Genomic DNA, 14,427 nt, shown 5'->3' on the forward strand with positions numbered 1-14,427 from the left:
AATCAATGTTAGGGCAAATAATGCGGAATACAAAAATCCCGAGAATATTCGCTTATTTTTATTTTTCAATGCCGTGTTTTTCATAAACATACCTCCAAAAATTTTGCGTGTCCGTATTCGTTTATCAGAATACGTTGACGCGTACTCCGCCGCACAGGTGCGGCATAACGGATCTTATCGACGATCCTTCGACATCGGTCGAAATAAACCACAGCTGTCCTTCGGTAAAGAACGAGAACGAGCTGAAATATTTTCTTTTTGTCAATTTTACGCGCGGGAATTCGATCTGAATCAAACCTGCCGGCAGCACTTGCGGTTTTCCGCTCTGCGTTTCACTGAACAGTGAAAACTGTGCGCCGAGCGCTACGTTCAAATACAGCCACTGCCAATCCGGTCCGAAATAATAGCCGAAGGGCAGTTCGAATACATTCGCCAAAAGTTTTAAAGAACCTACATGTCCGCCGTAACGGATTTGCCGCAGCGGCAGATTTTGTATTTTATAAAAGAAATCGAACTGATCTTGCGTAAACTGTCCGTAGTGCAGCTGCAGTTTTACGTTGTTGTCGAAAAAGCTTAAACCCACACCCGCATTCCACAGCGTTGCTCCCCAAAAGCCCGCTTCGAAATGAAGGCCCTGTATGAATTTCGGTACTTCGTATATCGCTTTGTCGCCTTTGCGGAGTGCGGCGCTCGTATCCGCGAGACTGACATTGTCCGACGTTAAGCCTGCAAACGTTATGCTTTCGTTATAGCGTCCGCCTTCACCCGGAGAGATAAGCGTTATATTCGGTGCGGTTTTGTCTATTCTGATGATCGTCCGGCATATAGCGACTTCTTTATTTTCCATGACGGCACGCACGAGCAAAAAGTGATAGCCTTCCTCCATATCTTCCGTTTCGAGCCGGTACCGCCAGCCGTTTTTAAGTTTTGCAGGGACGAACGTGCGTCCGTTGTTAAAGCTCACTTCAACCTGCTTTAAGCGTTTTCCCGCAAAAAGCCGCTTCGCATCCGCTGATGCGTCTTTTGCAGAGGCGGCGTCTTTTTCCTCTTGCGAAACGGAATAACCCGCCCGGCCTTTCAAATACGGACGGTCGATCGCGAAATCTCCCATTGCAAGGTTGTCGATCGTAATCCACGGACCGTTCTCTTTGTACTGTACGGAAACGCCGCTTGAAATTACCGCTCGGTTTGCGGGGAGTATTCCCCGGATTTCGATCGTATGCTCGCCTTCGCTTATGACATCGGCATTCAAGCGGAATGATGCATACGAAGTGCTCGTCACATCGGACGTCATGATTTGTTTTCCGTCTACGAAGAGCGATACTTGTTGTATATTCGTCGAAGAATCGACGCGGCCGTATACGTTGAACTCTCCGAACAGCGTTTCGCCGTTTAAAGGATAGAGCAGTTCGATTTTATTTTTATCGGCTTTCCGCGACACGTCGAAGTTTACGGCGGCTTCGTTCGTGTTGCCGGCTTTATCGACGCCGGATATTTCGAGGTTATAGCGTCCTTCCGGTAATGCGGAAATATCGATGTTTTCGGCGACGAGGAGATCGTTTTTAAGTTTTATTTGAGCGAGCGATGCGGGAACCGCCGTATTCGAAAGGCTCTTTATTTTCAGCGTTACGCCTTCGAGAGAGATATTATCCTGCGTTTTTCCCGATACGAATAAATTTTTATCGAGCCGGGAGCCCGCCAGCGGATATTCGATTTTCAAAACGGGCGGCGTGTTGTCGATATTGATTAAAGTGGACGATACCGATTCCTGTCCGTATTTGTCCGCCGCTCTGATGAGCACGACGTGGGTACCGTCGCCGATAACCTGCGTGTTGAGCGAATAGTTCCATTTTTCTCTGCCGTTCGCTCGCAAAAAGCTGTTTCCGTTATTCACCGATATGTACATGCCTTCGATACCGTTTGCATCGGAAGCCGTACCGTTTATCGTTATAAGACCCTTTACCGTTTCGCTGATGTCCGGCGAAGTCATCTGTGTCAGAGGCTTTGCGAGCGATACTCTGATTTTGCGTTCGACCGGTGCGCTCTTTATACCGTAAATATCTTCGCCGTATATGCTGATCGTATGCTCGTTGTCGGTCAAAGAGGAAAGAGCGATAGGAATGGAAAACGTGTGTTTGACGTCGAGCGCCGTATACGCTTTGTTGTCGATTCTGTAATAGATTTTCGCCGGAGCGTCGTCGTCGTATACAATACCTGAAATCTCGAAATCTTCGACGATAACCTGATTTTCAAACGGCAAATGTATTTCGACGACCGGAGCGTCCGAAGCGGTATCGATATCGAAATCGTATCGATTGATGAGCTTGGCGTTTCCCGCCCCGTCGGTAAAACGGAACTGCATATTTTTGCTTATCGGGTCGGCCGCGCTTCCAATGACGGTATTCGAAAGCGAAGTATACGGAAATTCCTTCCACGTCGAATTTTTATCTTCGGTTTTGTATTCGGCTTTTACGCCGCCGAATTTTTCATCGACGGTAAAAGCCGCCGTTATCGAACCGTTTACTTTATCGCCGTTTGCCGGCATAACCATGCGTACGTTCGGCGCTTCGGTATCTTTTATAAAGATTGCGTGTTCCGAAACTTTTTTGCCCGCATTGTCCGTTGCGGTGACGGTGAGGAAAAGCGCTCCGTCCGGGAAAGCTTTTACGTCGAGTGTTTTTTCAAAGCGGCCGTCGAGCGTTCCCGTTAAAACTTCATCCGAAGACGCGGACGATAAGCTGTAATCGAGCGGCAGCCGGGTACCGTTTACGCTGCCCGAAAAGGTGAGCGAATCTTTTACGTAAACTGCGCTTTTGTTAAGCGTTATTTTGAGAGAAGCCGTATCGGCTGAAATGTCGACACTTTCGCTTATTATTTCTTTGCCGTCGCTTGTGCGTACTTTTACGCGGACGTCTTTATAAAGGCCGTCTTTTACAGCACCGATTTTTACGATATTGCCTTCAACTTCGCAAGAGAGACCTGCCGCTCCGGTCAATTCTGCGCTTTCGATTTGCGCACCGTCCGCCGAATAAAACAAACCTTCCAAAGGTTCGCCCGTGATGACTGCGGCGTTTCCGATCCGGTTTCCGGCCCATGCAAAAGAAACAAGGCCGCTCGTGTCGTCCGACTTGCCGTTGTCGGCGATACCGATGAGCAGTTTTTGTGTCGAAGAGCGGCCTGCAGTATCGGTTGCGCTGACGGAAAGGGTGTATATTCCCGCGTTCGTTTTATCGTTTACGGGAGGGCGCACGATGAATTCCGTTTGGCCTTCTTTTATGACAAGCGATTTTTCTTCTTCACCGTTAAAGCTTGCGCTCACTTCGCGTAAACCCGCTTCCGCTTTTATGCGGACGGCCGTCGAAACTTTATTTTGTACACCGTATAAGGGGATGACCGAAGTGCCCGATTCGAACGCAATGACCGGCGCCTTTCCCGTCGAAAAAAACTGAACGCTTTGCGCGCTTCCTTCCGTACCGTCGGCATTTACGATGTACGCGGTAAGCGTGTGGTTTCCTGCCGGAAGTTCGTCTTCGCTTGCTGAAAACGCGATCGAAGGCGAAGAGAGCATAAGGGATTTTTCTTCACCCTTGTCGATTTTATAGCGGATTTCGGACGCCCTGCCGTACGCCAAGCCTGCGATAAAAAGGGTGCCGTCTGTTTTTTCGCCCGCTTTCGGACTGACGATTTCCAAAACGGTTTTGTCTTTCGCTTTATCGATTTCAATCTTTTTTTTATCGCGCACGACGTTTCCGGCAACGTCCTTTGCCGCAAATTCGATAATAACCGATTTTGCATTCATGCGCGTAAAATCGAATTCTTTAACCCAATAATCGTTGCCCGGCGTTACGGCAATCTCTCCGCTTTCTTTTCCGCATACCCACGTAAGAGATTCCAGTCCCGTGCCGTCGGAAGCGCGGCCCGCGACGGAAAAAACGCTCGGAAACGTTTCGGTTTCGTCATCCGGATATATGAATGAGAGTGAAGGCGGTACATTGTCCACGAAAAATAAAAAGGTATAGATTCCCGTCGAACCCTGTTTGTCGACCGCTTTGAACCAGCATACGTTCGGACCGTCCGAAAGCATAGCCGTTTCTATAGGGAGTTTAAAAACCGATCGGTTCTGCTTTTTATCGAAGGAAAGGCGGACTTCTTCAAATTTGTTTCCGTTATCGAGCGAATAAAACAGACGGTCTATGCCGTTTCCGTCTTCAACCGTTCCTTCAAGCTGTACGGTGCCCGACACCAAAGTGCCCGCGCCGGTATTCGTAACGCTTGTAACGGGGAGCCGTCTGTTCAAATTAAAAGAAGTTTTTACACTCTTGCCCTGTACGCCGTTTACATCGGTACCCCATACTTCTACCGTGTGCACGCCTTCGGACAGGGACGCCGTATTGAGCGCATACGACCAAAATTCGGTACCTTTTGCCGTATATATTTCTTCGCCGCCGTCGATACGGAACGACACTTTTGCAACGGCATCATCGTCATAACAGGTTCCGATGATATCGACGTTGCCCGCTACGTCCGCTCCCGATGCGGGAAAGGCAATCGAAATAACGGGTAAATCCGAATCCGGATCTATGTACATATTGAAAGGTCCCGCATAGCCGACATTGCCGGCGGTATCACGGGCGGTGATGAGGATATTGTATTTCCCCTTTTTTTTCGCCGAAATATCGACCGTTTCCTGCCAGCTTTTAAGAGAAGCGAGATCGGTTTCGGTTATGTCTCTGGAACCGAATGCATGGACGGCGCCGAGCGCACAGCAAAAAAACACAAACGATGCAAGTCTTTTCATAAACTTCCTCTCTTACCGGACATGACCGGTAAAATATCTTGGCGGCAGCCGCTCAAAAGAGGGCGGATCTGCCGGTAAAAAACACGAATTCGCTTCTTTATCGGTATGCGATTTAGAAATCTTTATTTCGGCAAAACCGTACGGGCGAAAGGATTTGTGCACGGAAAGTGCAGGATAATCCGGCCTCGCCGCAGGATGTGTGCCGAAGAAATTTATCTAAAAACACCAAAAAAACCAAAACATCCAAATATTAGCATAACGATAAAAAAAAGACAAGCGGTCGTCCGCCTGTCTTCGGTGTGATGCGATGGGATTTTCGTGCAATTTATATTCGGGCGAAGTACGTGATATACGCGAAGACGCCCTTCCGTTTTGGAAACGTCCCGTTTTCAGGCGCGGGTTTTAAAAATACAGCCGCAGTCCGCCCGAAACGATTGCGCCGAACTCCGTCGGGTATTCGCTCGTGTCCGCAATGTGATAGTCGCGCTTTTCGTTGTTGTTCGGCGTTCCTTTGATTACGGTAAAATAGCTGTAAACGAATCCGACGTCGCCGTATATCGTAAGCGGCACTTTAAATTTGCGAAGCGAATATTCCCCGCCGATTTTTACGATGTGAAACCATTGGTATGCGCCGTCATGTAAAAAATATTTCCGCATAGCATCGCGCCCGTCGGGATCGAGTTCGGAATATATCGAACTGCCGCGCACAGCCTGACTGCCGTACTCCGCACCGTGTCTGATAAATTGATATTCCAAATGCGCCGTCAGCGCGGTAAGAGGGGAGCTTTCTACGCGGACGTGCAGTTCGTCCGAATTCGGCGGAAGATAATAGCCGAGATTTTCTCCTGCGCTCATGTATGCTTCGGTAATATAATGCGAATACCACGGCGCTTTATTGATGGCGGTATGCGTATAACAGAAAGGTTCGATTTTTGTATAGCGGCATGAAATCGTTGTAAACGGAAGGAACGGAATATTCGCTTTCATTCCGACTTGCGTCGCATACATATTGCGCGTTGCATGGATGAAGTCTCCGAGTAAACCCGTCGAACGGCTCAAGCCGTTGAATTCGTCGAGAAAGAGCGATGCCCATACGGTACCGATTTTCGGATATGTATAAGAGATATTGCCGAACAGTGCGATATTATCCAAATCGCCGATATTGTTTTGATAAAAAACTTTATCGGTCAGCGGGAAAAAATATCCCAGCTCGAAGCGCTTCGGCCAAACGGCGGTCGTTCCGAAATCGATATGGATATGTTTAAAATCGAATTCGAGCATTGCGATAGAATACGCGTTTTGGAAAAATGCCGCGTTGTCATAATCGCCGTGATCTTTTTTGCTGTTGTAGATGTTTCCGACAATATATTTGCTGTTCGGAAATTCGAGGATGCCGGTGAGCGTCGAAAGTGAAAACCAGCTGAAAGGCGAGATTTCGGCTTCGAGCGCAAGAAACGGATGGGCGGCGCCTCCGAACACGAGACTTGCCCCCTTATCCATGCCCGCCCATTCGCGCGAAAGGCGTCCGAATCGGATAAATATTTTATCGTCGAAAGCACTCGCCGCTATTTCCGAATTGATTCCGAAGCCGCCGGCTCCTTCATCGCACCAGCCTTCGAGGCCGCTTGCCGTCAAGTCGCCTATTTTATATACCGAGCCGTCCCATGTTTTTCGGTATGAAAACGGGAAAAACGCTTTGTTCGCATACGTGTTAATCGTGCGGTCGGCAGAGCCGTCTTCCGTTTTTGTGAACCACCATTTTCCGATGTTGTACGTTCCGAGATTTTTCAGTACGGCGCGAGAAGCATTGCCGAACAAATTGAAATCGTAGGAAAGCTGCGTTCCGAAATCGCCTCTTACGGAAACCGCAGGCAAAAACGTAAATCCCCACCGGTTGTCATTTTTATTGTTGTAGATGCCGCCCGAAGCGAATATATCCGCTTTGAACGTCAGGTCGGCCGTCGTGCGGATCTTTCCTTTCCCTTCATAATAATATCCGCCGCGTAAGCCGTCTTTTCCGGACTTCCGCTTAAACCTTTCGAGCGTATCGAATAAAATGTCCCGTTCCGTTTTCGAAAGGAGAGGCGTGTCGGACGCATCGGATGCCGCGATGATTTCGTTGATCGCGTTTATAACCGCTTTTTCCGAATACGGTTTTACTTTCGGCATCGCTCGGCAAAGACCGCGCAGTTCCGCCTGTGTGATAATTTGATATACCGGATGTTCCAAAGGAACGGCGGCGTATGTTTGTGCAAAAAGTGCCGCGCCGGAAAATACGAAAAGTGCCGCGCAGACCGTGATACTTAACAATCGCTTCATAAAAACCTCTGTAAAAAAATCGATGTAAAATTATTACCGCAAAATCGTTAATCGATGATTTCTCCGAGGATGATTTCATCGATCTTTTTTATCATACCGCCGATGCCGTCCGAAACGAGGGCTGCAACGAAGGGACGTGCGATGATTACCTGCGATGCTCCGTAAAAGAGCGCCGTTTGTATATCATGGCGCGTTCTCACTCCGCCGTCAACCCAAATCTCGCCGCAATATTTTTTGATTTCTTTTCCGTATTCGGCAAGAAATTCCGCCGTACTTCCTTCGCGCGTATCGATGCGCCCTCCGTGATTCGAAATGAAGGCTATGTCCGGTTTGACTTCTTTTACGAGCTCGATATCTTCTTTGCAAAAAATTCCTTTTAACGCGTACGGCACGGAAATCTTTTTTCTGATTTCCGAAATCTGCGCGGGTGTTTTTTTTTCCAACCGTACGAGATTCCGCATCGTTTCAATATTGTACGAGTCGATATCGTTGCCGATTATTTCCGCAGCGCCTCGGGCGACTTCGATGCGTTCAAAGAGTTTTTCGTTCGGATAGGGTTTTAAAAATACCGCCGCTTTCAAATCCGGTTCGGCTTTTTGCAGTTTCCGTACCGCATCGAGTCCGTAGTGCAGCTTATAATCGGGGTAACCGTCGCCGACGCACAAACCGATGTCCCCGCACCGCGCGGCCGAAAAATACGGCAGATAAAAATATTCTTCTTTTTCGAAGCCGATGTTCTGTACCGCGCCGGTAACGGGTCCCGCCCGCACCGCGCTCGTTTCGACGGGTATCGATAAAATCGATTCGATCGTTCCGTCCGATACCGCTTTTTGCCGAAGCTTTTTCCATCCTTCGAAATTCAATTTGAAATTTTTATTATTGTTGACGCCGCCCATGCCCGGCATCTGTCCGACACAGCCTCTTCCGTCGCATACGGAACAAACGGCGCATTTGAATTCAAAACGGTTCGCCACAATACCCATCCATTGCCGCATTATAGCCGAAACGTTCGAAGTTTTCCACTAAAACCGGATATAAAATCTGCCGATATTGATAGAACGGACAACGAACGCGGTTTTTCAAATACGCGTTTTAATTGCAAACTCGATTATGGGAGTATCGATGGAACGTTTGAACAAGCTGAAGTACGCTGCGGGTGTCGTATTGCTGCTTTTTGCGGCGGTTTTTTCTCTCGCGCTTATACTGCAGCCCTTCGATTTTATCGCATATACCGCAGGCTTCGGTGCCTCTTTATTTTTACTCGGCACTATGCTTTTTTCGATATACGGATTTTCGAGCATACTCATTCCCGCGTTTTTATTTGCCGCGGCGATGACGTGTTTTTCGGGAAAATGGACGGCACGAAAAGCGATGCGTCTTTTGACGGCCGCCGTTCCGTTTTTTACCGCCGTAATCACCGAAAATATCTGCAAATCGATCGGTGAATTCAGTGCCGATTTTACCGGCATAAAAATCGGTATTACGATCGCATTCGGCATCATGCTCATCGTCATAGAATGGCTCGGAGCGGGCATCATTGCGGATAAAATTACGCAGTCTGCAAAACGGAGAGGATTTGAAAAAATCCCGCGTGAAAAAACAGGAGAGGAAACGGACGGCGGAACGCACGATGAAAAGAGGACGGCTCCCGATTTTTCGGCGGACGATACGGAAGTTGAAAACGAGGACGAAAGCGATCCCTACGAAAGCGCGCGCGAAATCGATTCGCTTGCAAAAACGCCTTCCCGCGAAGCGAATGAAACGGGGGAGGCCTTTTCGAAAGCGAAAGAGTCTTCATCCGATATTGCTTCCCCGTTTGAAAATATTTTTGATGAGGCCGGCGGCGCTCGAGGCGATGCCGAAGACGGCGAAAAAAGCCGCGCCGAACAAAAGACAGGAGATGCGTCGGCGCTTATTTCCGAAGAGGAATTTACCGCGCTTACCGCGCGCGACGACGCTCCGCTCGGTGAAATAGAAGAGCTTTCATGGCCCGATTTCCCGGAAGAAAACGTCGACGCTTCGTATTTAAAGAGCGATGAGGATACCGACGAGAGCGGAAAAGAGAAGCGCAAAACCGTACCGTTTTGGGAAAGAGAAAGACCTCGTAAAGCGGAAGATATGATTTCATCGGAAGACGAAGACGATTTTTTGCAGGATTCGGATGAAAGCGGCGATTCCGATGACGAAAGCGTTTTCGGCGATATTTCCGAAACGGACGAATCGATAAATTCTTCCGATGAACTTTTGCACGGTGAATCGCTCGATCCCGATTTTTTCGATGTCGATTTGAACGAAGAAACGGACGATGCGGCGTTCGACGGAAAAACGAATACCGCATACGATGTCGATTTGAACAAAGCGAGTACGGCATCCGGAAATGAAACCCCGCGTGATTTTGCCGGAAACGTTTTCAACGATATGGATGCCGACGTGCGGAAAAATTTATCAAATTTTAATAATTCTCTTTCGGCGGGCGTTCCCGTTATCGAAGACGGGCGTACCGTTTCGAGGACGGAAACAACGAGTTCGAAAGAAGAACTTGAAGCATTTTTCGGCAGCGACGAGGAAAAGAAAATTTCCGTTTCAAAGCCGGAGTCTGTAAAAAGGATAAAACCGAAGGGGCCGTACAAAATTCCTGCGGATTTATTAACGGAATATAAAAACGATCAGTATTGGATCATCGACGAAGAAACGAAAAAGGCGTCAAGCGAACTCAAGGAAACGCTCAACGAATTCAATATCGAAGCGGATATCATCGGCATAAAAAAAGGACCGGTCGTTACGATGTTCGAACTGCTTCCCGCACCGGGCGTCAAGCTCAGTAAAATCGCAGCGCTGCAGGACAATATCGCTTTACGCCTCGCGGCGAGCAGCGTCCGCATCGTCGCACCGATCCCGGGGAAAAAAGCGGTCGGTATCGAAATACCGAATAAAGAGCGCAGCATCGTCAGTTTCCGCGAAATTATCGAAAAGGATATGAGCGAATACAAAAAGATGTCGGTACCGGTCATCCTCGGCAAAGACATTCTCGGAAAACCGCAGATTATCGACCTCGTAAAGACGCCGCACCTTTTGATTGCGGGTGCTACGGGCTCCGGAAAATCGGTGTGCGTCAACAGCATGATCCTTTCGATTTTGTACAAGCGGTCGCCGCAGGAAGTAAAACTTATTTTAATCGATCCGAAAATCGTCGAACTCAAACTCTATAACGATATCCCGCACTTGCTCGTTCCGGTCATCACCGAACCGAAAAAAGCGTTTCAGGCGCTGCAGTGGGCGCTGTGTGAGATGGAGCGGCGTTACGCGCTTTTGGACGGTATGGGATGCCGCGACGTGGCGAGCTATAACAAAAAAATCGAAGATAAACACATAGCGACGGAAAAGATTCCGTACATCGTTTTGATCATCGACGAGTTTGCCGATTTGATGGCGACGACGGGCAAAGAACTCGAATCGACGGTCGCCCGCCTTGCGGCGATGAGCCGCGCGATCGGCATACACTTGGTACTCGCGACGCAGCGGCCTTCGACCGACGTCATCACCGGATTGATTAAAGCGAATATTCCCGCGCGTATCGCGTTTATGGTCGCGTCCGGAATGGACAGCCGGATCATCATCGATCAAGTCGGTGCGGAAAAATTATTGGGCAGAGGCGATATGCTTTATTCGAGCGCCGTCAATCCGTTCCCCGTGCGCATTCAGGGGACTTTCGTCAGCGATCAGGAAGTCGAAAACGTCGTCGGTTGTGTGAAAAAATACGGCGAGCCGGAATACATCGACGAAGAGATTTTTGTGCCGGAGGACGAAGATAGCAGCGAGCCGAGTTTATTCGACGGCGAAGATCCGCTGTACAATCAAGCGCTCGACATCGTCGTCCAGTCGGGAAAAGCGTCGGCATCGTACATTCAGAGAAGGCTTAAAATCGGCTATAACCGCGCGGCACGCCTCGTCGAAGAAATGGAAGCGCGGGGCATTGTAGGACCGGCGAACGGCAGCAAACCTCGCGAAATCATTCACGTACCGTAAAGGCGGCAATTGAAGACGGCCTCCGCGAAGATCGAAGAGTCCGTGCTTCCGTGTATGTGAGCCGCTTTTCCGGTGATTTTATTTTTTTGTAATGACGACGGAATTGTCGGCGTTGGAATACGGGGCGGGAATATATTTGTCCGCCTGCCAATCGTTTTCCCAGCGCTGCCCGTCGATGAGATAGCGGAATTGATATTCTCTGTCCGTTTCAAGATCCAGCTTGACGGAAAACGATCCGTCTTTATTTTTTTTCAGCGGTGTTTCGGTACTGCTCCAGCTGTTAAAATCGCCTGCGACATTGATCGTCTTCGCCGTACCCGCAGCTTCGGGGAGCACGATAAACGTGACCGTGCATTTTTTTCCGTCTTTCGAAAATGATTTTTTTAACGCCATGGAAACACCTCCATATCTGATACTTTTTATAAGGTCCGCAATACAGCTGTTGTCAATCCGCCCTAAATAGTATACTATACTTTCATCAATAAGTAAATAAATAATTCCGGAGCACCGTGATGAATAATAAACGCTATCTCTTTACGTCCGAATCGGTAGGCGAAGGACATCCCGATAAAATTTGCGACCGTATTTCCGACGCCGTACTCGACGCCTGCCTCGCCCGTGACGCGGAAAGTCACGTCGCATGCGAAACTTTTGCAACGACGGGCATGGTGCTCGTCGGCGGCGAAATCACGACCGGCGCCGCGCCCGATATTGAGCGGATCGCGCGTGATGCGGTAGAAAAAATCGGCTATACCGATGCCGCCTACGGTCTCGACTGCAAATCGATGGCGGTCATCAACGTCATCCACAAACAATCGCCCGACATCAATCAGGGCGTCGTCGGCAAAGGCCTCAAAGAATACGCCGGCCGGCAGGGTGCGGGCGATCAGGGGATGATGTTCGGCTTTGCGTGCAGCGAAACGCCCGAACTTATGCCCGCACCGGTCATGTACGCGCATAAACTGCTTTTGAAAGCGGCCGAACTGAGAAAAAACAAAACGATTCCGTGGCTGCGTCCCGACGCGAAAAGCCAAGTGACGATCGAATACGAGGGACACGTTCCCCTGCGAATCGACACCGTCGTCGTCTCGCATCAGCACGATCCTTCGGTCGAACACGGTGAAATCAAAGAGACGATAATCGAGCGGATCGTAAAACCCGTACTCGATGCGACGGGTCTGCTCGATAAAGACACGAAGTATTTTATCAACCCGACGGGTCGTTTCGTCACCGGCGGCCCGCAGGGAGATTCGGGGCTGACCGGACGTAAAATCATCGTAGACACTTACGGCGGTATGGGGCGACACGGAGGGGGCGCGTTCAGCGGCAAAGACCCGTCGAAAGTCGACCGTTCGGCGGCCTATATGGCGCGTTATATCGCAAAAAATATCGTCGCCGCCGGGCTCGCCGACAGAGCGGAAATCGAGCTCGCGTACGCGATCGGCGTTCCCTTTCCCGTGTCGATTATGGTCGATACTTTCGGCACGGAAAAAGCGCCGGTCGAAAAAATTACGAAAGCCGTAAAAGAAATTTTCGACTGTACGCCTGCGGGTATCGTGAAAGCGCTCGATCTCAAACGTCCGATCTACGAAGCGACGGCGGCCTACGGGCATTTCGGACGCAGCGAATTCAGCTGGGAAAAAACCGACAAAACGGATGCGCTGAAGCGCGCGCTGACATAATTTCATGACACTGCTGACAGAGCGGGAAATCTGCACGGTATTCGACCGTTTTAAAAAGCAAAATCCCGATCCGAAATCGGAACTTCAATGGAAAAACGCATATACGCTGCTTTTGTCGGTCGTGCTTTCCGCTCAGGCGACCGACAAAAGCGTCAACGCCGCAACCGAAGCGCTTTACAAAATCGCCGACACGCCCGAAAAAATCATCGCGCTCGGACAAAAAAAACTCGAAACTTATATCAAGTCGATCGGCCTCTACCATACGAAGGCGGCGCACATCATCGCGCTCAGCAAAATCCTTATCAGCGATTTCAACGGAAAAGTGCCTTCGGCGCGCGAAGAGCTTATGAAGCTTCCCGGCGTCGGCAGAAAGACGGCGAACGTCGTGCTCAATGTCGTCTTCGATAAACCGACCATGCCCGTCGACACGCACTTGCTGCGCATCTGCCCGAAAATCGGACTCGCCGAAGGCGCAACTCCGATTGCAGTCGAAGAGAGCCTCGTCGCCCGCGTTCCCAAGCGATATATGCGTCACGCGCACCACTGGCTCATCCTGCACGGGCGCTACGTTTGTACCGCGCGAAACCCGAAATGCGATACCTGTCTCATAAACGACATCTGTAAACACAATGACGTTTCAAAAAATTAACGAAAATTAATAATCGATAAGAGGTTCGAGATGGATGAATCGACAAGCGCCGTAACGATCGGCGTACAGCAGGCGCAGGAACAGATTTCCAAACACAAAGAAACGCTCTTTGCGTGGGTAAAATCGTTTTTTACATGGACGAATCTCTTTCGCGCTGCGGGAGCGCTCTTTGTCATCGCTATCATTTGGTTTTTGTATAAGCTTGCCGTCCATGCGCTTTCGCGCGTGAGCGAACAAAAGATAAACAAACAAAACAATGCCGCCCTGCATAAATTATTAAAATACGTATTTTACTCGGTGCTTGGTATGTATATACTCAGCTGCTTCGGCATAAAGCTCACCGCCCTGCTCGGAGCTGCGGGTATTGCGGGGCTTGCCGTCGGTTTTGCGGCGCAGACGACGGTCAGCAATGTCATCAGCGGGCTCTTCGTCATAACCGAAGGCGTCGTCAAAGTCGGCGACCTTATCGTCGTCAGCGGAGTTACCGGAAACGTCGATTCGATCGATTTGCTTTCGACGAAAGTGCACACGCTCGACAATCAGCTCGTGCGTATTCCGAATTCGTTGATCATCAATACGACCTTTCAAAACAATTCGTACTACGCGACGCGGCGCATAACGTTTGCGTTCGGTCTGAAATACGGCACCGATATCCGTTCTGCGCTCGACGTGCTTTTAAAAGCGCCCGAGCTGTGCGAAACGGTTATCAAAAAGCCTGCGCCCGCCGTGTGGATAGACGGGTTTGGCGACAGCAATATAAATATGACCGTTGCGGTGTGGTGCAAGAGTTCGGATTTTCTCAAAACGAAAAACGATATGTTTGTCGCGCTGATGCGTGTTATGAACGAAAACGGTCTCGTCATGTCGTATAACTGCGTCGAAATCGTACCGCACGACGATTCGACCCCAGTGTCTCCGCCGGCAAAAAAATCAGCTGCGAAGCGAAGCTGAGG

Annotated in this window: 8 protein-coding genes; 4 read left to right on the forward strand and 4 right to left on the reverse strand. The window is 49.6% G+C overall.

Annotated features, from left to right (window positions below; translation table 11 throughout):
- Positions 1-124: 124 nt before the first annotated feature.
- The 3 genes from HRI97_RS01595 to HRI97_RS01605 form a co-directional block, all read right to left on the reverse strand.
- On the reverse strand, positions 125-4,798 hold the full coding sequence (locus tag HRI97_RS01595; protein WP_253726195.1) for an Ig-like domain-containing protein: 4,674 nt from the start codon (positions 4,796-4,798) through the stop codon (positions 125-127).
- Positions 4,799-5,200: 402 nt separating this feature from the next.
- Positions 5,201-7,117 carry a hypothetical protein gene (locus tag HRI97_RS01600; RefSeq protein ID WP_253726196.1) on the reverse strand — a complete coding sequence of 639 codons (1,917 nt, stop codon included), beginning with the start codon at positions 7,115-7,117 and terminating at the stop codon, positions 5,201-5,203.
- A gap of 47 nt (positions 7,118-7,164) precedes the next feature.
- Positions 7,165-8,100, reverse strand: a complete 936-nt coding sequence (locus tag HRI97_RS01605; protein ID WP_253726197.1) for an alpha-hydroxy-acid oxidizing protein — start codon at positions 8,098-8,100, stop codon at positions 7,165-7,167.
- 139 nt (positions 8,101-8,239) lie between these two features.
- Here HRI97_RS01605 and HRI97_RS01610 point away from each other — a divergent pair, with 139 nt between their 5' ends.
- Complete coding sequence (locus HRI97_RS01610) at positions 8,240-11,143, forward strand: DNA translocase FtsK (RefSeq protein WP_253726198.1); 2,904 nt, start codon at positions 8,240-8,242, stop codon at positions 11,141-11,143.
- Positions 11,144-11,221: 78 nt separating this feature from the next.
- On the opposite strand, the gene HRI97_RS01615 is transcribed toward HRI97_RS01610, so the two are convergent.
- On the reverse strand, positions 11,222-11,536 hold the full coding sequence (locus tag HRI97_RS01615) for an isoamylase early set domain-containing protein (protein ID WP_180487003.1): 315 nt from the start codon (positions 11,534-11,536) through the stop codon (positions 11,222-11,224).
- Between the two features lie 119 nt (positions 11,537-11,655).
- On the opposite strand from HRI97_RS01615, the gene metK reads away from it, so the two are divergent.
- Genes metK through HRI97_RS01630 form a run of 3 tightly spaced genes read left to right on the forward strand, consistent with a single transcriptional unit; the run spans position 11,656 to position 14,425 of the window.
- The gene (metK, locus tag HRI97_RS01620) at positions 11,656-12,825 is read left to right on the forward strand and encodes a methionine adenosyltransferase (protein ID WP_253726199.1); all 1,170 of its coding nucleotides are present in this window, start codon (positions 11,656-11,658) and stop codon (positions 12,823-12,825) included.
- 4 nt (positions 12,826-12,829) lie between these two features.
- Positions 12,830-13,474 carry an endonuclease III gene (gene nth / locus HRI97_RS01625; protein WP_253726200.1) on the forward strand — a complete coding sequence of 215 codons (645 nt, stop codon included), beginning with the start codon at positions 12,830-12,832 and terminating at the stop codon, positions 13,472-13,474.
- 30 nt (positions 13,475-13,504) lie between these two features.
- The gene (locus tag HRI97_RS01630; RefSeq protein WP_253726201.1) at positions 13,505-14,425 is read left to right on the forward strand and encodes a mechanosensitive ion channel family protein; all 921 of its coding nucleotides are present in this window, start codon (positions 13,505-13,507) and stop codon (positions 14,423-14,425) included.
- Positions 14,426-14,427: the final 2 nt, after the last annotated feature.

Origin of the sequence: Treponema socranskii subsp. buccale, from assembly GCF_024181585.1 — a bacterium.
Taxonomy (GTDB): domain Bacteria; phylum Spirochaetota; class Spirochaetia; order Treponematales; family Treponemataceae; genus Treponema_D; species Treponema_D buccale.

What these genes read in the sequence shown, in the direction of transcription:
- HRI97_RS01610 (WP_253726198.1), top strand. Translation starts at nt 8,240, where the DNA reads ATGGAACGTTTGAACAAGCTGAAGTACGCTGCGGGTGTCGTATTGCTG.
- metK (WP_253726199.1), top strand. Translation starts at nt 11,656, where the DNA reads ATGAATAATAAACGCTATCTCTTTACGTCCGAATCGGTAGGCGAAGGA.
- HRI97_RS01595 (WP_253726195.1), bottom strand. Translation starts at nt 4,798, where the DNA reads ATGAAAAGACTTGCATCGTTTGTGTTTTTTTGCTGTGCGCTCGGCGCC.
- HRI97_RS01600 (WP_253726196.1), bottom strand. Translation starts at nt 7,117, where the DNA reads ATGAAGCGATTGTTAAGTATCACGGTCTGCGCGGCACTTTTCGTATTT.
- nth (WP_253726200.1), top strand. Translation starts at nt 12,830, where the DNA reads ATGACACTGCTGACAGAGCGGGAAATCTGCACGGTATTCGACCGTTTT.
- HRI97_RS01605 (WP_253726197.1), bottom strand. Translation starts at nt 8,100, where the DNA reads ATGGGTATTGTGGCGAACCGTTTTGAATTCAAATGCGCCGTTTGTTCC.
- HRI97_RS01630 (WP_253726201.1), top strand. Translation starts at nt 13,505, where the DNA reads ATGGATGAATCGACAAGCGCCGTAACGATCGGCGTACAGCAGGCGCAG.
- HRI97_RS01615 (WP_180487003.1), bottom strand. Translation starts at nt 11,536, where the DNA reads ATGGCGTTAAAAAAATCATTTTCGAAAGACGGAAAAAAATGCACGGTC.